Origin of the sequence: Deinococcus apachensis DSM 19763 (assembly GCF_000381345.1) — a bacterium.
Classification (GTDB): Bacteria; Deinococcota; Deinococci; order Deinococcales; family Deinococcaceae; genus Deinococcus; species Deinococcus apachensis.
Map to the genome: position 1 here is coordinate 1 of NZ_KB906401.1, position 22,665 is coordinate 22,665.

26 protein-coding genes are annotated in these 22,665 nt (G+C 68.9%); 11 read left to right on the forward strand and 15 right to left on the reverse strand.

What is annotated here, in order from left to right:
* Position 1: 1 nt before the first annotated feature.
* The 7 genes from tuf to pgm form a co-directional block, all read right to left on the reverse strand.
* Positions 2 to 1,219, reverse strand: coding sequence for an elongation factor Tu (gene tuf, locus F784_RS0108335; RefSeq protein WP_019586270.1), 1,218 nt, complete (start codon positions 1,217 to 1,219; stop codon positions 2 to 4).
* A 221-nt stretch (positions 1,220 to 1,440) separates the two neighbouring features.
* Positions 1,441 to 1,800 (reverse strand): hypothetical protein, encoded by a 360-nt coding sequence (locus F784_RS0108340; RefSeq protein ID WP_019586271.1) that lies wholly within the window; start codon positions 1,798 to 1,800, stop codon positions 1,441 to 1,443.
* Positions 1,801 to 1,970: 170 nt separating this feature from the next.
* Positions 1,971 to 4,064, reverse strand: coding sequence for an elongation factor G (gene fusA / locus F784_RS0108345; RefSeq protein WP_019586272.1), 2,094 nt, complete (start codon positions 4,062 to 4,064; stop codon positions 1,971 to 1,973).
* Between the two features lie 125 nt (positions 4,065 to 4,189).
* Positions 4,190 to 4,660: a 30S ribosomal protein S7 gene (gene rpsG / locus F784_RS0108350; protein WP_019586273.1), complete on the reverse strand. Its 471-nt coding sequence runs from the start codon at positions 4,658 to 4,660 to the stop codon at positions 4,190 to 4,192.
* A 115-nt stretch (positions 4,661 to 4,775) separates the two neighbouring features.
* Positions 4,776 to 5,180: a 30S ribosomal protein S12 gene (gene rpsL, locus F784_RS0108355; RefSeq protein WP_026332367.1), complete on the reverse strand. Its 405-nt coding sequence runs from the start codon at positions 5,178 to 5,180 to the stop codon at positions 4,776 to 4,778.
* A 239-nt stretch (positions 5,181 to 5,419) separates the two neighbouring features.
* The gene (locus F784_RS0108360; RefSeq protein ID WP_019586275.1) at positions 5,420 to 5,881 is read right to left on the reverse strand and encodes a hypothetical protein; all 462 of its coding nucleotides are present in this window, start codon (positions 5,879 to 5,881) and stop codon (positions 5,420 to 5,422) included.
* Positions 5,878 to 7,521 (reverse strand): phosphoglucomutase (alpha-D-glucose-1,6-bisphosphate-dependent), encoded by a 1,644-nt coding sequence (gene pgm, locus F784_RS0108365; RefSeq protein WP_019586276.1) that lies wholly within the window; start codon positions 7,519 to 7,521, stop codon positions 5,878 to 5,880. Before pgm ends, F784_RS0108360 begins: the two co-directional genes overlap by 4 nt.
* 412 nt (positions 7,522 to 7,933) lie before the next feature.
* Here pgm and F784_RS0108375 point away from each other — a divergent pair, with 412 nt between their 5' ends.
* Both F784_RS0108375 and glpX read left to right on the forward strand, forming a co-directional pair.
* Positions 7,934 to 8,146: a ParB N-terminal domain-containing protein gene (locus tag F784_RS0108375; RefSeq protein ID WP_019586278.1), complete on the forward strand. Its 213-nt coding sequence runs from the start codon at positions 7,934 to 7,936 to the stop codon at positions 8,144 to 8,146.
* A 69-nt stretch (positions 8,147 to 8,215) separates the two neighbouring features.
* A complete protein-coding gene (gene glpX, locus F784_RS0108380; protein ID WP_019586279.1) occupies positions 8,216 to 9,226 on the forward strand; it encodes a class II fructose-bisphosphatase in 1,011 nt (336 codons plus the stop codon).
* Here the strand turns inward: glpX and F784_RS0108385 are convergent.
* The 3 genes from F784_RS0108385 to F784_RS22665 all read right to left on the reverse strand — a co-directional run bounded on the left by F784_RS0108385 (position 9,184) and on the right by F784_RS22665 (position 11,584).
* On the reverse strand, positions 9,184 to 10,389 hold the full coding sequence (locus tag F784_RS0108385; RefSeq protein WP_019586280.1) for a sensor histidine kinase: 1,206 nt from the start codon (positions 10,387 to 10,389) through the stop codon (positions 9,184 to 9,186). The genes glpX and F784_RS0108385 overlap by 43 nt on opposite strands.
* A complete protein-coding gene (locus F784_RS0108390) occupies positions 10,389 to 11,060 on the reverse strand; it encodes a response regulator (protein ID WP_019586281.1) in 672 nt (223 codons plus the stop codon). The genes F784_RS0108385 and F784_RS0108390 overlap by 1 nt, the downstream gene beginning before the upstream one ends.
* 74 nt (positions 11,061 to 11,134) lie before the next feature.
* On the reverse strand, positions 11,135 to 11,584 hold the full coding sequence (locus F784_RS22665; RefSeq protein ID WP_019586282.1) for an SHOCT domain-containing protein: 450 nt from the start codon (positions 11,582 to 11,584) through the stop codon (positions 11,135 to 11,137).
* A 174-nt stretch (positions 11,585 to 11,758) separates the two neighbouring features.
* On the opposite strand from F784_RS22665, the gene wrbA reads away from it, so the two are divergent.
* A complete protein-coding gene (gene wrbA / locus F784_RS0108400; protein WP_026332368.1) occupies positions 11,759 to 12,367 on the forward strand; it encodes an NAD(P)H:quinone oxidoreductase in 609 nt (202 codons plus the stop codon).
* Positions 12,368 to 12,417: 50 nt separating this feature from the next.
* Here wrbA and F784_RS0108405 read toward each other — a convergent pair whose 3' ends face one another.
* Both F784_RS0108405 and F784_RS0108410 read right to left on the reverse strand, forming a co-directional pair.
* A complete protein-coding gene (locus tag F784_RS0108405) occupies positions 12,418 to 13,494 on the reverse strand; it encodes a hypothetical protein (RefSeq protein WP_245557794.1) in 1,077 nt (358 codons plus the stop codon).
* A 22-nt stretch (positions 13,495 to 13,516) separates the two neighbouring features.
* Positions 13,517 to 14,266 carry a metallophosphoesterase family protein gene (locus tag F784_RS0108410; protein WP_040382829.1) on the reverse strand — a complete coding sequence of 250 codons (750 nt, stop codon included), beginning with the start codon at positions 14,264 to 14,266 and terminating at the stop codon, positions 13,517 to 13,519.
* Between the two features lie 37 nt (positions 14,267 to 14,303).
* On the opposite strand from F784_RS0108410, the gene dcd reads away from it, so the two are divergent.
* The 4 genes from dcd to F784_RS22670 all read left to right on the forward strand — a co-directional run bounded on the left by dcd (position 14,304) and on the right by F784_RS22670 (position 16,132).
* The gene (dcd, locus tag F784_RS0108415; protein ID WP_019586286.1) at positions 14,304 to 14,867 is read left to right on the forward strand and encodes a dCTP deaminase; all 564 of its coding nucleotides are present in this window, start codon (positions 14,304 to 14,306) and stop codon (positions 14,865 to 14,867) included.
* Positions 14,864 to 15,358 carry a GNAT family N-acetyltransferase gene (locus tag F784_RS0108420; RefSeq protein ID WP_026332369.1) on the forward strand — a complete coding sequence of 165 codons (495 nt, stop codon included), beginning with the start codon at positions 14,864 to 14,866 and terminating at the stop codon, positions 15,356 to 15,358. The genes dcd and F784_RS0108420 overlap by 4 nt, the downstream gene beginning before the upstream one ends.
* A 71-nt stretch (positions 15,359 to 15,429) precedes the next feature.
* Positions 15,430 to 15,651, forward strand: a complete 222-nt coding sequence (locus F784_RS0108425) for a hypothetical protein (protein WP_019586288.1) — start codon at positions 15,430 to 15,432, stop codon at positions 15,649 to 15,651.
* 160 nt (positions 15,652 to 15,811) lie between these two features.
* On the forward strand, positions 15,812 to 16,132 hold the full coding sequence (locus F784_RS22670) for a DoxX family protein (protein ID WP_342662480.1): 321 nt from the start codon (positions 15,812 to 15,814) through the stop codon (positions 16,130 to 16,132).
* Between the two features lie 131 nt (positions 16,133 to 16,263).
* Here F784_RS22670 and F784_RS22675 read toward each other — a convergent pair whose 3' ends face one another.
* Both F784_RS22675 and F784_RS0108440 read right to left on the reverse strand, forming a co-directional pair.
* The gene (locus F784_RS22675; RefSeq protein ID WP_019586290.1) at positions 16,264 to 16,692 is read right to left on the reverse strand and encodes a DoxX family membrane protein; all 429 of its coding nucleotides are present in this window, start codon (positions 16,690 to 16,692) and stop codon (positions 16,264 to 16,266) included.
* Between the two features lie 168 nt (positions 16,693 to 16,860).
* Entirely contained in the window at positions 16,861 to 17,307 is a 447-nt protein-coding gene (locus F784_RS0108440) for an acyl-CoA thioesterase (protein ID WP_019586291.1), read from the reverse strand.
* A gap of 80 nt (positions 17,308 to 17,387) precedes the next feature.
* Here F784_RS0108440 and F784_RS0108445 point away from each other — a divergent pair, with 80 nt between their 5' ends.
* From F784_RS0108445 to F784_RS0108460, 4 genes are read left to right on the forward strand one after another with little or no spacing between them, the layout of a single operon-like run.
* A complete protein-coding gene (locus F784_RS0108445; RefSeq protein WP_019586292.1) occupies positions 17,388 to 18,560 on the forward strand; it encodes an acetyl-CoA C-acetyltransferase in 1,173 nt (390 codons plus the stop codon).
* Positions 18,561 to 18,568: 8 nt separating this feature from the next.
* On the forward strand, positions 18,569 to 19,387 hold the full coding sequence (locus F784_RS0108450) for a helix-turn-helix transcriptional regulator (RefSeq protein WP_169405665.1): 819 nt from the start codon (positions 18,569 to 18,571) through the stop codon (positions 19,385 to 19,387).
* A 9-nt stretch (positions 19,388 to 19,396) separates the two neighbouring features.
* On the forward strand, positions 19,397 to 20,119 hold the full coding sequence (locus tag F784_RS22680; protein ID WP_019586294.1) for an ankyrin repeat domain-containing protein: 723 nt from the start codon (positions 19,397 to 19,399) through the stop codon (positions 20,117 to 20,119).
* A complete protein-coding gene (locus tag F784_RS0108460; protein ID WP_019586295.1) occupies positions 20,116 to 20,694 on the forward strand; it encodes a hypothetical protein in 579 nt (192 codons plus the stop codon). Before F784_RS22680 ends, F784_RS0108460 begins: the two co-directional genes overlap by 4 nt.
* 65 nt (positions 20,695 to 20,759) lie before the next feature.
* Here F784_RS0108460 and aceF read toward each other — a convergent pair whose 3' ends face one another.
* Entirely contained in the window at positions 20,760 to 22,610 is a 1,851-nt protein-coding gene (aceF, locus tag F784_RS0108465; RefSeq protein WP_019586296.1) for a dihydrolipoyllysine-residue acetyltransferase, read from the reverse strand.
* Between the last annotated feature and the right edge of the window lie 55 nt (positions 22,611 to 22,665).

The window sequence follows — 22,665 nt, forward strand, 5'->3', positions numbered from 1 at the left end:
TTTACTCCAACACTTTCGTGACGACGCCCGCGCCGACGGTACGGCCGCCCTCGCGGATGGCGAAGCGCAGGCCCTCTTCCATGGCGATGGGCTTGATCAGCTCGACGGTGAAGGTCACGTTGTCACCGGGCATCACCATCTCCACGCCCTCGGCCAGCTCCACCACACCCGTCACATCAGTGGTGCGGAAGTAGAACTGCGGACGGTACCCGCCGAAGAACGCCGAGTGACGTCCACCCTCATCCTTGGACAGCACGTACACGCTGGCCTCGAACTTGGTGTGCGGCTTGATGCTGCCCGGCTTGGCCAGTACCTGGCCGCGCTCCACGTCATCACGGGCCACGCCGCGCAGCAGCACCCCCACGTTGTCGCCCGCCATGCCCTGATCCAGCAGCTTGCGGTGCATCTCGATGCCCGTCACCGTGGTCTTCTTGGTATCGCGCAGCCCGATGATCTCCACCTCGTCCTGCACCTTCACCACGCCACGCTCCACGCGGCCGGTGGCCACGGTGCCGCGGCCGGTGATGGTGAACACGTCCTCGACGGGCATCAGGAAGGTCTTGTCGGTGTCGCGCTCGGGGGTGGGGATGTAGCTGTCGATGGCGTCCAGCAGTTCCCAGATGCGGTCGACCCACTGGTTCTCGCCGCGGCTGGTCTTGGGGTTGGCCTGCAGCGCTTCCAGCGCCTGCAGGGCGCTGCCCTTGATCACCGGCAGGTCATCGCCGGGAAACTCGTACTTGCTGAGCAGCTCGCGCACTTCCATCTCCACCAGTTCCAGCAGCTCCTCGTCGTCGACCATGTCCACCTTGTTCATGAACACGACGATGTAGGGCACGCCCACCTGGCGAGCGAGCAGGATGTGCTCGCGGGTCTGGGGCATCGGGCCGTCGGCGCTGCTGACCACCAGGATCGCCCCGTCCATCTGGGCGGCGCCGGTGATCATGTTCTTGACGTAGTCGGCGTGGCCGGGGCAGTCGACGTGGCTGTAGTGGCGGGTGGGGGTGTTGTATTCGACGTGCGCGGTGTTGATGGTGATGCCGCGGGCCTTTTCCTCGGGGGCCTTGTCGATCTGGTCGTAGGCCAGCTTCTCGACGGTGGGGTCCATCGCGGCCGCCGTGAAGGTGATGGCGGCGGTCAGGGTGGTCTTGCCGTGGTCCACGTGCCCGATCGTCCCGACGTTCACGTGCGGCTTCGTCCTCTCAAACGTTCCTTTGGCCATGATCTGTCTCCTCCAAGCGGTGGGCACGCCAAAAAGCCCTTTGATCGGGCTTGGGTGGGCGCTCCCACATTGGTTTGATTCCCGCCAGGGCGGTGTCCCGCCGTGCTGGCACGTTGCGCGGCCATCCGGGGACGGCCCTCGCACCGACTTGCTAAGATACTAAAAGATGGGCCGGGCCGCAAGACCCGGCCTCGCCGCGCGCCGAGACTCCCTCCAACCGCTCAACGCCGGGTATACGCCTGCACGTCCCGGTCGAAGGCGCCGACGAGCATGATCAGGCCCAGCACCGTTCCGATTGGAAACAGCAGCAGACTGAGGACCGCGATCACGATGCTGGACACCCAGCCCCAGCGGCGCCCCTCCAGCAATGCCCGCCGGGTGGAGTACAGCAGCAGGATGATGCCGCAAGTCAGAAAGAACGAGACCCACAACACCGTCATCAGCTGTTCCTGCGACAGCGCGGCCACCGGCTCTCCGGTCGCAGCATTGAGTTGCGCGAGGATAGCATTGAGGGTATCCCCCGAAAAGGGCAGCGTCAGCAGCGAGATGGCATTGTAGATCAGCCCGATCAGGAGGGGCACGGTGAGGAAGGCGAGGCGTGGCGGCCTTGGCCCCGAGGGGGAGTTTGGCCGGAGGGAAGGCGATCTCATGTCGGTCAGAGTAGCGTGCTCATCCCCACTGCCTACTACCAAGCCGAACACCAAAGGAAAAACCCGCCTGTGCGGCGGGCTCTTCCCTCAGCCTCTCGGGCTTACTTCTTCATGAGTTGCTGCGCGAGGTTGTTCGGCACCTGGCTGTAGTGGTCGAAGAACATCGAGTAGCTCGCGCGGCCCTGGGTCATGGAGCGCATGTCGGTCGCGTACCCGAACATCTCGCTCAGGGGCACGAAGGCGCGCACGATCTGCGCGTTGCCGCGGGCCTCCATACCCTGAATCTGGCCGCGGCGGCTGTTCAGGTCACCGATGATGTCGCCCATGTAGTCCTCGGGCACGGTAACTTCCACGCGCATGATGGGCTCCAGCAGCGCCGGGGCGCCCTTCTGCACGGCCTCCTTGAGGGCCATCGAACCGGCGATCTTGAACGCCATTTCGCTGGAGTCGACCTCGTGGTACGAGCCGTCGTACACGGTGACCTTCATGTCCACGACCGGGAAGCCCAGCATGGGACCGCTCTGCATCGCTTCCTCGATACCCTTCTGGGCCGGGGCGATGTACTCGCGGGGAACGGTGCCCCCCACGACGGCGTTCTCGAACACGAAGCCCGCGCCGGGCTCCAGCGGCTCGGCCTTGATCTTCACGTGGCCGAACTGCCCGCGACCGCCGGACTGGCGGACGAACTTGCCTTCCACGTCGACGGGCTTGGTGATCGTCTCACGGTAGGCGACCTGGGGCGCGCCCACGTTGGCGTCCACCTTGTACTCGCGCTTCAGGCGGTCCACCAGGATCTCCAGGTGCAGTTCGCCCATGCCCGCGATGGTGGTCTGGCCGCTCTCCTGGTCGGTCTCCACCTTGAAGGTGGGGTCCTCTTCGGCGAGCTTCTGCAGGCCCACGCCCATCTTCTCCTGGTCGGCCTTGGTCTTGGGCTCGATCGCGAGCTTGATGACGGGCTCGGGCACGTCGATGCTCTCCAGCAGCACGCGGTCGTCGCCGTCACCGATCAGGGTGTTGCCGGTGCCCGCGTCCTTGAGGCCGATCACGGCGCCCAGCTCGCCCGCCTTGAGCTCGGTGACTTCCTCACGGCTGTTGGCGTGCATCTTGAGCAGGCGGCCAACGCGCTCGCGCTTCTCCTTGGAAGCGTTGTACACGTAGGAGCCGGAGTTCAGGGTGCCCGAGTAGATGCGGACGAAGGTCAGGCGGCCCACGTAGGGGTCGGCCATGATCTTGAACGCCAGCGCGGCGAGCTTGCCCTCGGGATCGGCGGGGAACTCGGTGACGGTCTCGCCGTCCTCGTGGGTGCCGCGGATGGCGGGCACTTCCAGGGGGCTGGGCAGGTAGTCGATCACGGCGTCGAGGAGGAGCTGCACGCCCTTGTTCTTCAACGCGGAGCCGCACAGCACCGGGAAGATCTTCTTCTCGATGGTGCCCTTGCGGATTGCCGCGACGAGCTGCTCGACGCTGGGCTCCTCGCCTTCGAGGTACATCAGCATCAGGTCCTCGTCGACCTCGGCCGCCGCCTCAATGAGCTGCGAGCGCATCTCGGCGACCTTGTCCGCGTATTCGGCGGGCACGTCGTGCTCCTGGATCTCGGTGCCCAGGTCGTTCGTGTAGGTGTAGGCCCGCTGGCGAACGATGTCGATGATGCCCTTGAACTCGTTCTCCTGGCCCATTGGGTACTGCACGGGGGCGGGAATCGCACCCAGGCGCTCGCGGATGTCATTCACCACGAGTTCGAACGAGGCGCCCGTCTTGTCCATCTTGTTGGAGAACGCAATGCGGGGCACACCGTAGCGGTCGGCCTGGCGCCACACGGTCTCGGACTGCGGCTCAACGCCCTGCGAGGAGTCGAACACCGCGACCGCGCCGTCCAGCACACGCATGGAGCGCTCCACCTCGATGGTGAAGTCCACGTGGCCGGGCGTGTCGATGATGTTGACGGTGTACTCCTCGTTGGTGCCGGAACGCTTCCAGCGGGCGGTCGTGGCGGCAGCCGTGATGGTGATGCCGCGCTCGCGCTCCTGCTCCATCCAGTCCATCGTGGCGGCGCCGTCGTGCACCTCGCCGATGTTGTGGGTACGCCCGGTGTAGTACAGGATGCGCTCGGTGGTCGTGGTCTTGCCCGCGTCGATGTGCGCGGCAATCCCGATGTTGCGGAAGTGCGTGAGGTAGCTCTGGGCTTTGGTGGTCATAGGACTCCCTATTTTCCGCGAGTGGCGTGTCTCGCCACCGTAAGGTCAACCCCTGGCTTTCAGCGAAACGGGACAGCCGGCTGTCTAGGCCGCTGTCCGGTCACGCTCTATTCAGCGGCGCTGAATTACCAGCGGTAGTGGGCGTAGGCGCGGTTGGCTTCCGCCATGCGCTCCACGTCGTCTTTCTTCTTGATCGCGCCGCCACGGCCCTGCGCGGCGTCCATGATCTCGCCCGCCAGTCTCTCGATGGCGGTGCGCTCGGGGCGGCCCTCGACGGCGCTCATCATCCAGCGCAGCGTGAGGCTCTGCTGACGGCGGGCACTCACCTCGACGGGCACCTGGTAGGTGCTGCCACCCACGCGGCGGCTGCGGACCTCGACGCGGGGCTTGACGTTGTCGAAGGCCTGGCGGAAGACCTTGAGAGGCTCCTGGCCGGTGCGCTCCTGCACGAGGCGGCAGGCCCCGTAGAAGATGCGGCTGGCAAGGTTCTTCTTGCCGTCGATCATGATGCGGTTGATCATCGCGCTCACCAGCACGTCCTGATACACGAGGTCGGGCTGGATGGGGCGCACTTCTGCTCTGCGGCGACGTGCCATGCTCTACTCCTTGAAACTCAGATAGCTCGGTTCATTGGCCTCACCTCTGGGGGAGGCGGCCTCTCTCCGCACGGGGCGGCGGGGGCCTGACCTCTCCCCCGCCGCCACACGGGGATTACTTCTTCTTGGCGCCCGCGGCGGCCGCGCCAGCCTTGGGCTTCTTGGTGCCGTACTTGGAGCGGCTCTTGTTGCGGTCCTTGACGCCCTGGGTGTCGAGGCTGCCGCGCACGATGTGGTAGCGCACGCCGGGGAGGTCCTTCACACGGCCGCCGCGGATCAGCACGACGCTGTGTTCCTGGAGGTTGTGGCCCTCGCCGGGGATGTAGGCGGTCACTTCGAAGCCGCTGGAGAGACGCACGCGGGCGATCTTGCGGAGCGCCGAGTTGGGCTTCTTGGGCGTCGTGGTCTTGACGACCGTGCAGACGCCGCGGCGGAAGGGGCTCCCCTTGAGCGCGGGAACCTTGCTCTTCTTCTGGAGGGTGGCGCGCCCCTTACGGAGCAATTGCTGGGTGGTAGGCAGAGTCGATCACTCCTAATCTGGTCTGGTTTCGTGGAGGCCCGCCCACACGTGGGATAACCCAGGGAGCGGGATCGGGTTGGCGGTGAAGCCGAGGTGATCAACGCACGTCCGGCGGCTGTCAGCATCAGCGCGGGAGTGGCGTGCCGAAAAACCCCCTGGGGCAACCCTGGTCCCGGGCAGTTTTCAACCGCAGTAGCATAGCGCGCGGCGCCCGGGAAGCGCAAGGATGGGGATGAGGTTCAGGCCATGTCGTCCAGCGCCTCCGCCCCCCCGTCCTCCTGCACCCGGATTCGCGTTGTGCCGAGGGGAACGGGTAAGGTGAGCCCAACCAAGTACTCCCCCAGCCGCTCGGGCAGCTCCTCCAACCGCAGGGGCGTGCGCGGGGCCGCGACGAGGCGGTACACGCCCGGCTCGTCCGGCACCTGGTCGTACACGTAGGCGCCCCGGCGCTGCGGCGGGGTGAGGTGTTCGTCAAAACCTCCGGCTAAAGCGTTCGCGTCTTCACGTTCAGGGCGGGTGTCGATCCAGACGTGCAGGGCTTCGAGGAGTTCCTCGGAGGCGAGGGCCGCCTCGGGGACGCTGGGATCACCCGCCGCCATGAACTGCGCGATATGGCCGTTCGCGTCGGTGGCGAACCAGTCGAACTCGACGTCCGTGATCTCCTCACGCGTGATGATGGTGTGGCCTTCGGTCATGCTCATGCCGCCCCTCCCGCCTTGAAGGCTGCCGCGACGACCTCACGGGCCTCTTCCATGACCTGCCGCAGATGATCCGCTCCCTTGAAGCTCTCCGCGTAGATCTTGTACACGTCCTCGGTGCCGCTGGGCCGGGCGGCGAACCAGGCGAAGTCCGTGGTGACCTTCAACCCGCCGATGGGCTCGCCATTGCCGGGCGCGCGGGTCAGCTTGGCGGTGATGGGATCGCCCGCCAGCGTCGAGGCGGTGACCTGCTCGGGGCTGAGGTTGGCGAGCACCTTCTTCTGCTCGGCGTTGGCGGGGGCGTCCTGGCGGTCATAGGCGGTCGCGCCGTACTGCTCGGTGAGGGCAGCGAAACGTTGGCTGGGCGTCTGCCCCGTCCTGGCCGTGATCTCCGCTGCGAGCAAACCGGGGATGATTCCGTCCTTGTCGGTGCTCCACGCAACCCCATTCATCCTCAGGAAGCTCGCGCCCGCCGACTCCTCGCCGCCGAAGCCCAGGGAGCCGGTGAGCAGGCCCTCCACGAAATACTTGAAGCCCACGGGCACCTCCACCAGCCTCCGCCCGATGCCCGCTGCCACCCGGTCGATCAGGGCGCTGCTCACGAGCGTCTTGCCCACCCCCGCGTCCGCGTTCCAGCCGGGGCGGTTCTGGAAGAGGTAGTCAATCATGACGGCGAGGTAATGGTTGGGGTTCATCAGGCCGTCGGCGGTCACGATGCCGTGGCGGTCGGCGTCGGGGTCGTTGCCCACGGCCACGTCGTAATCGTCCTTGAGGGCCAGGAGGCTCGCCATTGCCCAGGGGCTGGAGCAGTCCATGCGGATCTTGCCGTCTCGGTCCACCGTCATGAAGGCGAAGCGGGGGTCGATGACGGAGTTCACGATGGTCAAGTTGAGGTCGTACTCCGCCTGAATGGCCTCCCACACGGGCAGGCTGCTGCCACCCAGCGGATCGACGCCCAGGCGCACCCCACTCTGCCGGATCACGTCCAGGTCCACGACCTCCCCCAGTTCGGACACGTAGGGCGCGATGAAGTCGAAGGGGTCGAGCGTCGCCATCGCGTCGTTCAGGCTGACGCGCTTCACCTCGCTTAGCCCACCCTCCAGAATCGCGTTTGCCCGGTTCTGCACGGCCTTCGTCACATCGGTGTCGGCGGGGCCGCCGCTGGGTGGGTTGTACTTGAAGCCGCCGTCCTGCGGGGGATTGTGGCTAGGGGTAATCACGATGCCGTCCGCCGTGCCGCCCTGCCCCGCCCGATTGTGGTTGAGGATCGCGTGGCTGACCAGGGGCGTGGGCGTGAAGAAGCCCGGCTGGGCGCACACCCGCACCCCGTTCGCCACGAGGACCTCTAGCGCCGACATCCACGCGGGCTCGCTCAGCGCATGGGTGTCCAGCCCCATGTACAGCGGCCCGGTGATCCCCGCCGCTGCCCGGTGCTCGGCAACCGCCTGCGAGACGGCAAGGATATGCGCCTCGTTGAAGGTGCCATTGAGGCTGGTGCCCCGGTGCCCGCTCGTGCCGAAGGCCACTCGCTGCGCCGCGTTCCCGGGATCGGGCCGCGTCTCGTAGTAGTGGGCGACCAGGCGGGGGATGTTCGTCAGGAGGCTCTGCGGGGCGATCTTGCCTGCGAGGTCGCTGAGGGTCATGCGGGCAGTTTAAGCAGAGCGGCGCGGGAGCAGGGTTAATGGGGCGCAGACAGAGTGAGACTGGACGCGGCCTGTACCTCCCCTCCCCTGCTACCCTGCCGCCATGCGGGAATTCCTGAACGACTGGTGGCGGCTACTCAAGCTGATCGTCGGCTCGCTGGCGATCCCGGTGCTGCTGTGGCTGCTGCTGGTATGGGTAGGCGTGTTGCGTTGAACCCTGGGGCCGCCCCCTTCGATCTGACGGGGGTGCCAGAGACGGGGGGCAGAGCGAGTTGGCCCGCTGGATAGATACCCACCTGCGGCAGCCGGGAGGCAACGTGGCCCTGGCAGATGGCCTGCACCTGGCGCCCCGGTTCTGGGAGGGACCATGCCCCTGAGTGAATTGTAGAGGTGCTGTGGCCCGGAGCCGGACATGGAGTACCGGGTGTCGGCCGAAGAGTGGATGGCGCATGGGGCGGAACTCGCCTCTCACCTTAGGGCCGGAGGGCGCTTCGCCCCGCTCATCGTTCGGCGGGGTGAGGGAAGGCTGGTCGTGAGTGACGGCAACCACCGACTCGCGGCTCTGCACACCCTCGGCCTGCCCGCCGCCTGGGTCCTGATCTGGTCCGACCTGCCTTCCCCTTGATCCCAGCCGGGTGACACCCTGGAACCGCTCCCAGCCGCCTTTTTCCGAATGACATGGTACGGTCCAACCATGACGGGCAAAGGCAAGGGGCAGGGCACGCAGGCAAGGACGGGCAGTTTCGAGCACGCGCTGGTGCTGGAGACGGCGCGGGTGACCGAGGGGGCGGCGCTGGCGGCCAGCCGCTGGGTGGGCATGGGCGACAAGAACGCGGTGGACGGGGCGGGCACGGAGGCCATGCGTGAGTTGCTGAACTCGCTCGACATCCGCGGCCGGGTCGTGATCGGCGAGGGCGAGATGGACGAGGCGCCCATGCTGTACATCGGCGAGGAGCTGGGGCAGGGGCAGTACGAGGTGGACATCGCGGTCGACCCGGTGGAGGGAACGAGCGTGACCGCCAAGGGGCTGCCCAACGGCCTCGCGGTGATCGCCCTCTCCGAGCGGGGCGGCCTGATGCACGCGCCCGACTGCTACATGGACAAGCTCGTCGTGCCGCCCCCCGCTGCCGGACGGGTGAACCTCGACTGGCCGGTGGAGGCCAACCTCAGTGTCCTCGCGCAGAGTTTGGAGCGGGACGTGGAGGACCTGCTCGTGACCATCCTTGACCGTGAGCGGCACGCGGACCTGATCCGCCGGGTGCGGCAGGCCGGGGCGCGCGTGAAGCTGATCGGGGACGGGGACGTGGTGGCGAGCCTCGCCGTTGGGGTGCGAGGCACGGGGGTCCACGCACTGATGGGCTCGGGCGGGGCGCCGGAGGGTGTGCTGTCGGCGGCCGCGATGAAGTGTCTGGGCGCCGAGATTCAGGGCCGCTTCATCGCCGAGGACGACGCTATGCGCGAGCGGTTCGCGTCGATGGGCGTGGACGAGCACAAGATTTACAAGACGGACGAACTCGCCCCCGGGAGCCAGATCGTGTTCAGTGCGACGGGCATTACGTATGGTGAGTTGCTGAGCGGTGTGCGGCGCTTCGGCGGCGGCGCGCGGACGCATACGCTGGTGATGGGCTACGCGAGCCGGGTCGTGCGCTTTATTGACACCGTTCACCTGGAGGACGACGGGGCGCGGGTGACCATCCGGGTCTGAGGACTGGGAGGTTCCCCGGACGGAACCGGGAACGTCAGCGTAAATTCCGCCCCTCCCTCCGGATGATTCCGGGCGGCAAGCCGTCCTCCTTGAGCTTCAACGAGGGCGCGGGCAATTGCCAGACCCAGCCCGCTGCTCGCCCTTCCCTGCGGGTCACGGGTGCGGCTGGCGTCTGCCCGGTAGAAGCGCTCGAAGGCGCGGGCGAGGTCGTCGGGGCGAAAGCCGGGGCCATCATCCCGGATGCTGAGGTGGGTGCCTTCCCCATCCGCCCAGGCTGACAACTTGACCGGGCCAGGCGCCGCGTAGCGCAGGGCGTTGTCCAAAATATTCCCGAGGGCCTGCCTCAAACGGTCGGAGTCGACGTGCAGGGGAAGCGGAGAGGAGGCGTGAACGGTGAGCGTTACCCCCGCCTCCACCGCCCGGACGGAATAGGCCTCGGCGAGCCCCCGCAGCGCTTCCTCCGCGTCGAGGAGTCTGGGCTCTAAACTCAGCGCCCCGCTCTCCGCCAGCGACAGCGTCCGCAGGTCGGTCACCAGGCGCGCGAGGAGCAACACCTCGCCGTGCAGCCGGGCGAGGGCGGCCCCGTCCAGCGGTTGCACGCCGTCCTGCATGGCCTCGATCTCCGAGCGCAGGACCGCCAGGGGCGTCCGCAGGTCGTGGGCGATATCCGCGACCAGGCCGCGGCGCCACGCCTCCTGCCGGGCGAGGCTGAGGGTGAGGTCGTTGAAGGTGGCGGTGAGGTCGCGCAGTTCGTCCTGGCGGGGGGGAATGGGCAGTTGCACGCTGCGGTCCCCCGCCCGCAGCCGTTCGGCCCCGTCGGCGAGGCGCGCGAGGGGGCGGGTGAGCTGCCGGGTGACGAGCCCTGCGACGAAGATGGCGAGGAGCGCACTCAGGAAGGCGGCCTGCACGGCGCTGCGGATGATTGAGCGCCCCGCCCCGCTCGCCACCTGCTGCCAGGTCGCCGCGTCCCAGGCGGTGTCCGCCCCCACCCCGGGGCCAAACTGCGCGAGGACGCGAAAGGTCGCCCCCACTGTCAGGACAGTCGTGAGCACCACCGCCAGGATGGCCACCAACGCGAACATCCGGGTCAGACGGGCGCGCAGGCCGCGGCGGCGATGATGAGCCCGCCGGGCCGCCCGCCCCTGGCGCCACCGTTCCCGCATCAGGAAACCTTCAGGCGGTAGCCCACACCGCGCACCGTGTCGAGCAGCGCGTCGTGCAGGCCGAACTTGCGCCGCAGGTTCTTGACGTGGGCGTCCACCGTGCGCTCGTCCGTGCCGCGCTCCAGGCTGCCCAGCGCGGCGAGCAGTTCGGCCCGCGTCCGCACCACTCCCGGCTCGCGGGCCAGCAGGGCGAGGAGGCGAACCTCGGCCACGGTGAGGTCCAGCGGCTCGCCCGCCAGATATGCCTCGTAGCTCGCCGTGTCCACCGTGAGCGGTCCCGCGTGCCGCACGGTGGGCAGGCCGACTCCCCCGCCCGCCCGGCGCAGCACCGCCTTCACGCGCGCCACCACCTCGCGGGGGCTGTAGGGCTTGACCACGTAGTCGTCGGCGCCGATGCCCAGGCCCACCAGCCGGTCCACCTCCTCGTCCCGGGCGGTGAGCATGATGATGGGGAGGTCGGATTCGGCCCGGACGCGGCGGGCAATCTCCAGACCGTCCAGCCCGGGCAGCATCAGGTCGAGCAGCATCAGCGCGGGGCGGGCGGCGCGCCACAGCTCCAGGGCACGGGGTCCGGTGGCTGCCCGCTCGGTGTGAAAGCCCTCGCGGCGGAGGTAACCCTCCAGAATCTCGGCGAGCCGCGCCTCGTCCTCGACGATCAGGATGGTGGTCATGGGCTGCTGCCATTCTCGCCGGTTCGGGGCCGCCTGCCACCCGGATGGGGAAGGCAGGCAGCCCGGAAAGAGCCTCAGAGCTTGAGCGTCCCCTCGTCGCCCCCGGCCGGAGGACGCGGCGCTCCGCCCTCCTCGCCGCTCAGGGTGCGCCGCAGGGTCTCGTACTCGTCGGCGTTGATCTCGCCTTTCGCGTACCGCTCTCGGGCGATGTCGAGCGCGTGGTCATTCAGGAAGCGCGCCCGCCCACGCCGGAAGGTGTCGCGCACATCGTCGCCCAGGTTGCCGCCCGCCGGACCTCCTGGGCCGCCTGCTCCGGTCCACCGACGCCAGGCGCCGCGCCGACGCAGGAACACCACGGCCCCGATGATCAGCAGGACGAGGAAGAAGCCGGGGAAGCCCCCCTCGTGGCGGTAGCCGGGACCGTAGCCGTACGGCGCCGCGTACGTCACGCCCGGCGTGGGCACGTATTGCTGCGGCACCATCTGAACTGCACCCGGGGTCGCGTTATTGATGATCACATCCATACCAATGCAGAGCTCCTTTCGGGGCGGGGAACAGGATTTCCCCTGCCTGCGCGCAAAGTAAGCCGGGGGCCGTGAAGGGCGCGGGGAGGCTCTGTGAATCGGGTGTGAACGGCACGGGGTCTCTTAAAACCGCTTAATGTTGAATAAATTGGTGGGGAGGCGTACCCTTGGCCCATGACGAGTCCTGCCCCGGTTCGGATGACCATCGTGTACTACTCGACCTACGGCACGAACCACCAGATGGCCGAGGTCGCCGCTGAAGCCGCGCGGGAGGCCGGGGCGGAGGTCCGGCTGGTGAAGGCCCGCGAGACGGCGCCCCAGGAGGTCGTCAACAGCCAGGACGCCTGGAAAGCCCAGCAGGAGCGCACCGCGCACGTCCCAGAGGCCACCCTGTCCGATCTGGAGAACGTGGACGCCATCATGTTCAGCAGCCCCACCCGCTTCGGCGGAGCGGCCAGCCAGATTCGCGCCTATATCGACACGCTGGGTCCCCTCTGGGGCACCGGGGCGCTTGCAGACAAGACCTTCAGCGCCATGACGAGCGCCCAAAACGCCCACGGCGGGCAGGAGACGACCCTCCAGACGCTGTACATCACCGCAATGCACTGGGGCGCGATCCTGGTGCCGCCCGGCTACACCGACCCGGCGATCTTCGCCTCGGGCGGCAACCCCTACGGCGCCAGCATCACCGCGAACGGGCAGCCCCTGAGCGAGGAGGACAAGGCCACCATCCGTCATCAGGCCCGCCGCCAGGTCGAGATCACCCGCCAGCTCAAGGGCTGAAGTTGGATTTCAGCGCGCTCCGGGGCAACCTGGGGCGCGTTTGTATGGCCTCAGCGCGGGTAAAGGTCGCGGAAGTACACGCCCCTTGGGTCGGCCCAACCCCGCAGGGAGGCATACGGCAGGACGATCGTCTCAGCGCAGGCGAAGGCCACGTGGGGTAACCCTGTGGGTGTGACGGCCAGTCCCGCCGGGGTGAGGTTCGCCGTGAACGTCGGGTCGCGGTCCGTCAGGGCCTCGCGGCAGTCCGCCCCCACCTTCACCCCGGCGAGGTACAGGCTGTTCAAACGAGGCGCCGTTACGCCCGGCCAGATCACCGTGATGGGCACTTCCCGCCCACTGATGCGGTCCAGAATCAGCCCTACGTCGAAAGCATCGGGATGGGCGCCGCCGCAGTAGTACCCGGCATTCTCGGCCACGCTGAGGAGCCGGGGACCGCGAAAGGTGACCTGGGCCGTCAGCGTGTACCCGTCGCCTCCGGCGGGGGCGTCACCGAGCTGGGAGCGGCAGTCGAGCGCGTTCGCGGCGTGGAGGAGTTGGCGGTCTTGCAGTGCGGCGTTCAGGGCCGCACTGCCGCCGGGGATGCGCGGGTAGGTCAATCCGGTCAGGGGTTCCCGGACGCTCGTCCTGTCCGGTGCTGGGACCCAGGGACGATTCAGTTTCAGAAAGGCGAGCGGGGCCGAGGTTCGGAGCCCCCGCAGGCCCGGCGAGTCGGGGAGGTTCAGGGGCAGGCGCGTCACATCGAGCGGCGCGAGGGTGACGGGCAGAGGTTGTCCGCCGTCGGGGCGGCGCCACTGACCTTTCAATCCCGCTCCGACCCGGCTCAGGGTCAGGCAACCCGTCACTTTCAGGCCCGCCCCCGGTCCCGACCAGACCTCCTCCTGCGCCACCAGCGTCTCACCCCGCCGCCCGAGCGTGAGGGGAAGATCCACCCCCCGGCGTTCGTAGAAATACGCCCCGGTGAGGTCCGTGCCTTCCCGCCCAATGGCGAGGTTGACGGCCTGGGTGCCCACCGTTCCCCGGTACACCCCCGGCTTCATCCAGGCGGGCGGGCCTTCGCTGCCCCCACACCTCACTGCGGACGCCGAAGTTCCCAGCGCCAACGCCGCCACCGCTGCTGCCACGCGCATGGGGGCAGCGTACACCCTGGCCTTATCCCCCCCGGCGCTCGAAGGTGCCGGAGCGCAATAATTCCCCCTCGCCCAGACCGAAGGGGGTGTGCGCCTCCGACCACTGCACCGCCGCCTCGATGTCGTACGGCACGCTGCGAAACTCGACCGACCAGCCGCCCCGCCCCCGGGTGAGCAGGGTCCAGCGGGCGCGGGGGTCGCCGTCCACCTGATCGCTCACGGCGCCCGCGTTCACGACGAGGGTGTCGCCCACCCGGGTCCCGCCGGGGCGATGGGTGTGGCCGCACAGCACCACCTCGGCCTCCAGCGGCTCGACCAGTGCGCAGAGTTCCCTGGGGTCCCGGGCGCGGTAGAAGCCCTTCCCCTCCCCCTCCGGCTGCCAGACCCACAACAGGCTGTCCCAGGCACTCTCCGGCGTGCCGTGGCAGGCAAAGAGCGCCCCGTCCAGCGCTCGGGCGGTCAGGGGCAGTGCGGCGAGACGAGCCAGCAGCTCCGGGTCCACGTGCGACTCCAGCCAAGCGCCGTACTCGTGGCTAAGGGGGGAACGGCGGCCACCCGGCCAGAGCTTCTCCTCGTTGTTGCCGCGGACCTCCAGCGCGCCTGCCCGCGCCAGCTCCAGTTGGAGCGCCGCGGCCCGCGCGGGATCGGCTGAACCCTCGACCTGATCGCCCAGGTTCACCGTCACATCGGGGTCGGCCTGACGAACCTCGCGCAGCACCGCCTCCAGCGCGAAGGCGTTGCCGTGCACGTCGCTGATCACCGCCACCCTCACGGGCACAGGCTACCCCACGCCCGCTAGCATGCGGCCCATGAGCATCCTCCCGGACTGGCGCATCCGTGAACTCGCCCGAGCGGGCATGATCGACCCCTTCGAGGACCGCCTCGTCCGCACCGCTGAGAACGGGCACGTCATCAGCTACGGCCTGAGTTCCTTCGGGTACGACCTGCGCTGCGCCGACGAGTGGAAGGTGTTCACGAACGCGCACGGCAACACCATCGTGGACCCCAAGGCCTTCGACGAGCGGGCGTTCATCGACATCCAGGCCCCCGAGATCATCATCCCGCCCAACTCCTTCGTGCTGGCCCGCAGCGTCGAGTACCTGCGGATTCCCGAGAACGTGATGGTGGTGGCGCTGGGGAAGAGCACGTACGCGCGCGTGGGCATCGTCGCCAACGTGACCCCGCTGGAGCCCGGCTGGGAGGGGCACGTCACCCTCGAATTCAGCAACACCACGCCCCTCCCGGCCAAGATGTACGCCTTCGAGGGCTGCGTCCAGCTCCTCTTCTTCGAGGGCGAGCGGCCCGAGGTGACGTACGGGGATCGCGGGGGCAAATACCAGAAGCAGACGGGCGTGACCCTCCCCCGCCTGTGATCCGCCCGCGCACCGGGGCGGATCTCCCTGCTCTGGAACAGGCGATGCGAGAGGTCCACGAGGCGGACGGCTACCCCACGACCTGGCCCGCCGACCCCCGGGCATTCCTGGCGCTGCCCGGAACAGTCGGCGAGTGGGTGGCCGAGCTTCGGGGCGAGGCGGTGGGACAGGTCGTCCTGCGCCCGGTGCCCGACCCCGTGCCCGGCTGGGTGAGGGCCACGGGTCTCGCGGCCCCGGAGGCCCTGATCCTCTCGCGGCTGTTTGTCGCCCCGGCAGGACGCGGCCAGGGTCTAGGACGCGAGCTGTTCCGCACCGCATGGGCGGGAGCGGAAGCTCTGGGCAAACGCGCCATCCTCGACGTCCACCACCGGAATCTGGCCGCCATCCGGCTGTACGAGGCTGAGGGCTGGCCGCGGGTTGCCAGCGTGGACGGCGACTGGCTCGAACCGGACGGGAGCGCGCCGCAGGTGCATGTCTACGTTTCTCCCTGACCGGGTAGTCCCTCAACGCCCGCTGGGCTTCCTCTCGCCCTGCCGGGACCATCTCGTGGGAAGCTGCCACCATGCCAGACAGGGACGACAAGAACAGCGGCCACACCAGCCAGCCCGGCGAGTACAAACGCGACGGGCAGGAGGTCCACGAGCGCGAGAAGGATGACCGGCCATCCTTCAAGGGTGCCAACGACCGTGAGGCCGAGGCGGCCCGCAACACCGAACACGACTGTCGCAAGGAGTCCGGGGACGTGGAGGAGGCCCGCAGTGTTCCCGCCTCCGAACAGGGCTGAACAGGCCACCCATGGGGAGGGCCGGACCCAGTGCCCGGCCCTCTTGTCACGCCGAGCGCTGGGAGGGCCACCGCCGGAACTTCCCGAACCCACCCCCGGCGTGCTGCTCCTGGCCGCCCTGTTCATAGGGGCTGGCGTACTGCACTGCGTGAGACCGGAGGTGTTCGACCGCATCGTGCCGCCGGGTCTGCCCCTCACGGCGCGAACGGCGACGCTGCTGAGCGGCGCGGCGGAGATCGCGGGCGGGCTGGGCCTGCTGCACCCCGCCACCCGTCCCGCCGCCCGCCTGGGCCTGCTCGCGTTGCTGGCCGCCGTCTTTCCGGCCAACGTCTACATGGCGCAACAGGCCGAGCGCTTCGAGCCCCTGCCCGCGTGGAGCCTGTGGGCACGGCTGCCGCTTCAGCCGCTGCTGATGTGGGCGGTGTGGCGGGCGGCACGGCGGCGCGTCCAGATGCACGGGAAGGCGCCACCGGGGCCGTGAGTTGGCGGGTGGCGCTCCCCGGTGGGGTTAGCAGAAGAAATGAGACTTCGGGCGGGTGACCGGTGTTCCAGCTTAGGGCTGGGTGCACTGAACACTCCGAGGCGCGGCAGCGCGCGGCGGTCCAGGCCCCATCACCCGCCACGGAGGACTGGCCAGGTCGCCAGGATGAACAGCAGGGACTTCCAGGAGAGGGTGCCTGCCAGCAGGCCCAGGATCAGGGCGGTGCCGACGGCGAGTTCACCGAACGTCACCAGGTAGGAGAAGAGGGTCGCGTTGGGCAGCGCGACGTTCTCGATGAACCGGCCGTACCAGCCGGACACCGACGGGCGCTCGCCTCCCGTCTTCGCCAGCGCGCCGCGCAGGAAGCCAGTGATAGCGGTTCCCGCCTGCCCGCCGACCCAGGCGGGGTCAGTGACCTTGTGACACCCGGCGTCGAGCCACTGCCAGCCCACATAGATGCGGAGCAGGGTCCACAGGGGCGTCAGCCGAGTATCGGCGAACAGGAAGCGTGATACGCGGGGTTCGATCAGGACACGGGGAGTGTTGGCCTGGGCAGTCATGGTCGGTCTCCTCTGGAGGGGAGCGGGTGGTGTGACCCTCCAGGGCGAGCATGACAGGGGGTCGTTACTGGGCCGTCAAGAACGGTCTGTCACTGTCAGGCTGCTGCAAGCACCGCCAGGAGGAAGGGCTCCTTGACAGACCAAAGTTGACGGCCCATTACCAGCCCATTACCTCCCGGCGGCGGGGCGCAGGTCCTCCAGTACCGTCCTCAAGGCATCCGGCAGGGGCACCGGGCGGCGGGTCCCCCGGTCCACGTATACGTGAACGAAGTGGCCCTGGGCACCGGCCCTCTCCTCCCCCTCCCGGAAGACGGCGAGTTCGTAACGCACGCTGCTTCGGCCCAGATGAGCCACCCGCACGCCCACGCTGAGCAATTCGGGAAAGGCGGCGGGGGCGAAGAAAGCGCAGCCCGTCTCCACCACCAGGCCGATCACCGTCCCCGCCTGCACGTCGAGGACACCGCGCGAGGCCAGGTAGGCGTTCACCGCCGTGTCGAAATAGGCGTAGTAGGTGACGTTGTTGACATGCCCATACACGTCGTTGTCCGCCCAGCGGGTCGGCATGGGGTGGTGGTAGGGGTAGGCGGCGCGCGTCTCCGGGGTGGGGCGGGTCATGGGGGCAGCGTACCGGGCCGCTGCGTTCTGGGAACGGGGACAGACCGGGGGCCGTTACACCCACACGTTAGATTGCGGGCATGGAAACTCTGGTCATCACGGCGGCACGGCGCACGCCGATTGGAACCTTCATGGGCTCTCTCGCTGAAGTCAGTTCCGTCGATCTGGGGGTGACGGCGGCGAAAGCGGTGCTGGAAGGCGTCAACGCCGAGGAGGTCGCGGACGTCATCGTCGGAAACGTCCTTCAGGCGGGCCAGGGCATGAACGTGGCGCGGCAGATCGCCATCAAATCGGGTCTGCCCCAGCATGTGCCCGGACAGACGGTGAACCGGGTGTGCGGCTCGGGCCTCCAGGCCGTCGTGAGCGCGGTGCAGGGCCTGCGCTCGGGGGACGGGAAGCTGTACCTGGCGGGCGGCACCGAGAGCATGAGCCGGGCACCCTACCTGCTTCCCCGGGCCCGGCAGGGCTACCGCCTGGGCCACGCGCAGGCGCTCGACTCCATCCTGTCGGATGGCCTGACCGACGTGTTCCACGACGTTCACATGGGCATCACCGCCGAGAACATCGCTGAGCAGTGGAACCTGTCGCGCGAGGAACAGGACGCCTTCGCGGTGGAGAGCCAGCGCCGGGCGGCGTCGGCCATCGACTCCGGCGCCTTCGCAGACGAGGTCGTGCCCGTGGAGGTGCCGGGCAAGAAGGGACCGACCCTCTTCGAGCGGGACGAGCATGTGCGGCCCGGCACCACGCCGGAGGCGCTCGCCAAACTCAAGCCCGCCTTCAAGAAGGACGGCACTGTGACCGCCGGGAACGCGAGCGGCCTGAACGACGGCGCGGCAATGCTGGCGATCAGCACCGAGGAGTACGCGAGGGCGAACGGCCTCCCTATCCTCGCCGAGATCACGAGCTACGCGGCCATTGGGGTGGACCCGCGCGTCATGGGGATCGGCCCAGCCAAGGCGGTTCCTGTGGCGCTGGAACGGGCCGGGATGAAGGTGTCGGACGTGAACCTGTTCGAACTCAACGAAGCCTTTGCCGCGCAGAGCCTCGCCGTGGTGCGGGACCTGGGGGTGGACCCCGCGCAGGTGAACGTGACGGGCGGGGCGATTGCGCTGGGGCACCCCATCGGGGCGTCGGGTGCCCGGGTGCTCGTGACGCTGGTCCACGCCCTGCGGCGCTCGGGCCAGGAGACGGGGGTCGCCAGCCTGTGCATCGGGGGCGGCATGGGCATCGCCATGGTCGTCCGCGCCCGTTAGCCATGCCCATGCCGCTCGCCCGCCTGCTGAACGAGGAATCGTTCGGGTACGCGGGCGAGTCGGCGTCCGGGGCGCTGTCCATGAAGACGATGCGTGGCACGGCGCACTACCGGACCGGGGACGCCCGGCACCGCGTTGGCGGCGAGCAGGCACTGCTCCTGAATGACGGCACCCCCTACCGGGTGGAGGTCGAGCCCGGCACGCGGTCCTTCTGCGTCTTCCTGAACCCGGGTGTCCTGAACCTCGCCCCGCTGGCCGAGGACGCGGGGACTCACCTGCGCTTTCTGGAACGGACGCTGACCCCGCCCCCGCCTGTCTGGACGCTGCTGGAGACGCTGCGGACCCGGCATGAGGCCCGCACGCTGGACCCCCTCGCGCTCGACACCCTGGCCCTGCGGCTGCTCGATCTGCTGGTGGGCGAGGACCGGGAGGCGTGGCGGGCGGCGGACGAGCTTCCGGCCCTTTCCCCCGCGAGGCGGGCCGAACTCGCGCGGCGGCTCTTCCTGGCTCGGGATACGCTCGACGCCCTCGCCCTCGGCCCGGTGGGGCTGGGGGACGCGGCGCGGGCGAGCGGGCTGAGCCCGGCCCACATGGCCCGCGGCTACGCCCGGCTCTTCGGGGAGACGCCCCTCGCCACCGTCACCCGCCGCCGCATGGCCGAGGCGCGCCGGTTGCTGAAAGAGGAGGACTTGCCCGTGGCGGAGGTCACCTGGCGGGTCGGCTACACAAGCGTGACGACCTTCACGGCGGCCTACGCCCGCTGGCACGGCCAGACCCCGGGCCGGGCGCGCAGGATTGGAGAAGTCGAGGACGGACGGCGCCACTAGCATGGACCCATGACCAGCGACGCCACCAACGATCTTTTCGCCGCCATTCACGCGAACAATCTGGAGGGGGTGCGCCTCCTGGTCTCGGCCCAGCTGGAGTTGCTGGAGGCCGTCAGCCCCACCGGCCTCTCCCCGGTCCTGTTCGCCACGTATTACGGGCGCCCGGAGATCATGCGTTTCCTGATCGGGGCGGGAGCGCCGCTCAGCGTGTTTGAGGCCGCCGCGACGGGAGAACTGGCCCCACTGCTTGATCATCTGCAGGCTAATGCTGACCTCGTGAACGCCACCAGCCCGGATGGCTTCAGCCCGCTCGGCCTGGCCGCCTTCTTCGGGCGGGAGGAGGTCGCCACCGAACTTCTCGCTCGCGGAGCCGACGTGAACCGGCCCAGCACGAACGCCATGCACGTCCAACCCCTCCACTCTGCCGCCGCGGGCAACCACACGGCCCTGGCCCTGCGGCTGCTGGCAGCGGGGGCAGATGTGAACGCGGCCCAGCACGGCGGCTTTACCCCGCTGATGAGCGCGGCGCAGAACGGAAATGTGGCGCTGGTGGAGGCGCTCCTCGCGGCGGGGGCTGACCCGGCAGCGACCACCGGGGACGGGCGGAACGCGGCGGCCCTGGCCCGCGAGGAGGGCCACGCGGCGGTGCTGGAGATTCTGAGCGGGACGACCCAGGACGCTGAAGGAACCCGGAATGCGCCGCTCTCCCCCACGCGGGAGACTGGAGCATGAGTGACCATCGCAGGGACCGGGACGGCCGCCCCGACAACGCGCCCGCGGACGGGACGCAGATCAACGAGCTGACGCGCACGCCCGACTACAAGACCGGCTTCCAGACGCCGGACCCCAAGGACGTTCACGAGGAGCACTACACAACCACGCCCGCTGAGGACCGGACGGGCAGCGCCGACCACGGCAAGTACCAGCCGGTGGAAGCACAGGACCCCCGGGAGGTCACCGGTCAGTTTGACCGCCTTGCCACCCGCGACCCGGCGGCGATGGAGCACGCACCTCAGGCCCCCGAGTTCGCGGGCGCCGAGACGGTGGCGGGCATCGGCGTGCAGGACACCACGCTCGGCAGCGGCATCACCGTGGCGGGCGGGCTGGGCACCGAGAGCACCAGTCTGGCAGCGGGCGAGGCGGGGGTGGGCTTGCGCCCCGGCGTGGACCAGAACCCCGGCTACGTCCCCCCCAGCGAGAAGGAGCCGCCCCACTTCCGTGACCGCCCCGGCGACCTTCCCGCAGGTGCTCCCGCTGAGCTTCAGAACGAGGTCGCGGGCGAGGCCGAGAACCACGACCGGCTGTAGGTCCCCTCAGGTATGCGAAAACCCCCACCTTAGCGGTGGGGGTTTTCGCTGGAGTTCCCGGCCCGTTACAGCGAGATCAGGAAGGGGTCCTCCAACGCCTCGCAGATGTACCGGAGGAAGCGCGCGGCGTCCGCACCGTCGATCAGGCGGTGATCGTAGGTCAGGCTCAGGGGCAGCATGTTGCGCGGCTCGAAGCTCCCCGTCTCCTTGTTCCAGACGGGCTCGAAGCCGCCACGCGAGACGCCCAGGATGGCGACTTCCGGCGCGTTCACGATGGGTGTGAAGCCGTACCCGCCGATGCCGCCGAGGTTGGAGATGGTGAAGGTCGCCCCCTGCATCTCGTCGGGCTTGAGTTTGCGCTCGCGCGCCTTGCCCGCCAGTTCGTTCAGCTCCAGCACGATCTCGGTGATGCTCTTGCGGTCGGCGTCCTTGAGCACGGGCACCAGGAGGCCTTGCGGCGTATCGACTGCCACGCCCAGGTTCACGTAGTCCTTGTAGATGACCTGCTGGTTTTCCAGGTCGAGCGAGGCGCCGAACTTGGGGTACTTCCGCAGGGCATTGGCCACGACCTTCATCAGGATGTGGGTCATGGTGAGCTTGCCGCCCGCCTTCTCGACCCGGGCACCGAATTGCTTGCGCGTCTCCTCCATCCGGGTCACGTCCGCCTTGTCGAAGTGCGTGACCATGGGAATGGTCGTCCACGACTGGGTCATGGAGCGCACCGTCGCCTTGCGGATGCCGCTCATGTCCTCGCGGCGCACCGTACCCCATCGCTCGAAGTTGGGGAGGGGGGCGGCAGCCGGGGTGGCGGCAGGGGCCGGAGTCGGGGTGGGGGCAGCGGCGGGCGTGGGTTGGGCCGCCGGGGCCTGCACGCTCGGTGTGCCCGCCGTCCGGCGCACATCTTCCTCGCTGATGCGTCCGGCGATCCCGGTGCCGTGCACGTCGTGGATGTCCACATGCAGTTCGCGGGCCAGGCGACGCACGCTCGGCGCAGCGGGGATCAGCAGGCGGTTGTCATACGCCTGGGTGTTGTACGGCCGCTGGGCACCCGGCACCTGGGTCGCGGGCTGCGCCTCCTGCGGGGTGAGTTGCGTCTCACGTGGCGCGGTGGGCCGCTGGGTGGACAGAGTATCGACCGGGAAGTTGTCCTGCGAAGTGGGAGCCGGGGCGGGCTGGGACGGCTGAGGTTGCGGAGCCGCGCTGGGCTGGGCGCTCGCCGCTGGCTGCTGTCCACCGCCGAGCGTCAGAATCACGCCGCCGACCTTCACCGTGTCGCCCACCTTCACCGCCACGTCCTGCACGGTGCCCGAGGCGTTCGCCGGAACCTCGACGACCGCCTTGTCCGTCTCGATCTCGATGACGGGCTGGCCCTCGCTGATCGTGTCGCCAGCCTTCACGAGCACCGTGACGACCGTTCCCTGCTCGATGTTGTCCCCTACGTCGGGGAGGGTGACCTGGGCGCCGCCCGTCGAGGTGCCCGGCTGGGCAGGAGCGGACGCCACGCCGCTTCCGTCGGAGGTTCCCGCCTGCACCTTCTGGGACTCCACCTGGGCCTGGGCGACCCGGTTGGCGGTTCCCGGATCGTCGGCCACCGTCGGGCTGTCGGGCTCAGCCGCGGGCATCCCGGGCGAGGGCGTCTGCTCCTGGCCGGTGTTGGAGGCGGTGGAGGCCGTGTCCCCACCCCCCGCCAGCGTCAGGATCGTTCCGCCCACGGGCACAGTGTCACCCACCTTGACTCCCACGGCCTCGACCGTGCCACCACTCGTGGCGGGCACCTCGACCACGGCCTTGTCCGTCTCGATCTCAATGATGGGTTGGCCCTCGGCCACGCTGTCGCCGGGCTTGACGAGCACGGTGACGACTGTTCCCTGCTCGATGTTGTCCCCCACGTCGGGGAGTTTCAGTTCAGTGGGCATGCGGGGCGCTCCTTGATGTGAATGAAGGGCCGTCAGCTTTCAGCCATCAGCATAG

Excerpts from the sequence above, each read along its gene's own strand:
- tuf (WP_019586270.1), bottom strand. The coding sequence starts at position 1,219 with ATGGCCAAAGGAACGTTTGAGAGGACGAAGCCGCACGTGAACGTCGGG.
- fusA (WP_019586272.1), bottom strand. The coding sequence starts at position 4,064 with ATGACCACCAAAGCCCAGAGCTACCTCACGCACTTCCGCAACATCGGG.
- rpsG (WP_019586273.1), bottom strand. The coding sequence starts at position 4,660 with ATGGCACGTCGCCGCAGAGCAGAAGTGCGCCCCATCCAGCCCGACCTC.
- F784_RS0108360 (WP_019586275.1), bottom strand. The coding sequence starts at position 5,881 with ATGAGCATGACCGAAGGCCACACCATCATCACGCGTGAGGAGATCACG.
- pgm (WP_019586276.1), bottom strand. The coding sequence starts at position 7,521 with ATGACCCTCAGCGACCTCGCAGGCAAGATCGCCCCGCAGAGCCTCCTG.
- F784_RS0108375 (WP_019586278.1), top strand. The coding sequence starts at position 7,934 with ATGGAGTACCGGGTGTCGGCCGAAGAGTGGATGGCGCATGGGGCGGAA.
- glpX (WP_019586279.1), top strand. The coding sequence starts at position 8,216 with ATGACGGGCAAAGGCAAGGGGCAGGGCACGCAGGCAAGGACGGGCAGT.
- F784_RS0108385 (WP_019586280.1), bottom strand. The coding sequence starts at position 10,389 with ATGCGGGAACGGTGGCGCCAGGGGCGGGCGGCCCGGCGGGCTCATCAT.
- F784_RS0108390 (WP_019586281.1), bottom strand. The coding sequence starts at position 11,060 with ATGACCACCATCCTGATCGTCGAGGACGAGGCGCGGCTCGCCGAGATT.
- F784_RS22665 (WP_019586282.1), bottom strand. The coding sequence starts at position 11,584 with ATGGATGTGATCATCAATAACGCGACCCCGGGTGCAGTTCAGATGGTG.
- wrbA (WP_026332368.1), top strand. The coding sequence starts at position 11,759 with ATGACGAGTCCTGCCCCGGTTCGGATGACCATCGTGTACTACTCGACC.
- F784_RS0108405 (WP_245557794.1), bottom strand. The coding sequence starts at position 13,494 with ATGCGCGTGGCAGCAGCGGTGGCGGCGTTGGCGCTGGGAACTTCGGCG.
- dcd (WP_019586286.1), top strand. The coding sequence starts at position 14,304 with ATGAGCATCCTCCCGGACTGGCGCATCCGTGAACTCGCCCGAGCGGGC.
- F784_RS0108425 (WP_019586288.1), top strand. The coding sequence starts at position 15,430 with ATGCCAGACAGGGACGACAAGAACAGCGGCCACACCAGCCAGCCCGGC.
- F784_RS22675 (WP_019586290.1), bottom strand. The coding sequence starts at position 16,692 with ATGACTGCCCAGGCCAACACTCCCCGTGTCCTGATCGAACCCCGCGTA.
- F784_RS0108440 (WP_019586291.1), bottom strand. The coding sequence starts at position 17,307 with ATGACCCGCCCCACCCCGGAGACGCGCGCCGCCTACCCCTACCACCAC.
- F784_RS0108445 (WP_019586292.1), top strand. The coding sequence starts at position 17,388 with ATGGAAACTCTGGTCATCACGGCGGCACGGCGCACGCCGATTGGAACC.
- F784_RS0108450 (WP_169405665.1), top strand. The coding sequence starts at position 18,569 with ATGCCGCTCGCCCGCCTGCTGAACGAGGAATCGTTCGGGTACGCGGGC.
- F784_RS22680 (WP_019586294.1), top strand. The coding sequence starts at position 19,397 with ATGACCAGCGACGCCACCAACGATCTTTTCGCCGCCATTCACGCGAAC.
- F784_RS0108460 (WP_019586295.1), top strand. The coding sequence starts at position 20,116 with ATGAGTGACCATCGCAGGGACCGGGACGGCCGCCCCGACAACGCGCCC.
- aceF (WP_019586296.1), bottom strand. The coding sequence starts at position 22,610 with ATGCCCACTGAACTGAAACTCCCCGACGTGGGGGACAACATCGAGCAG.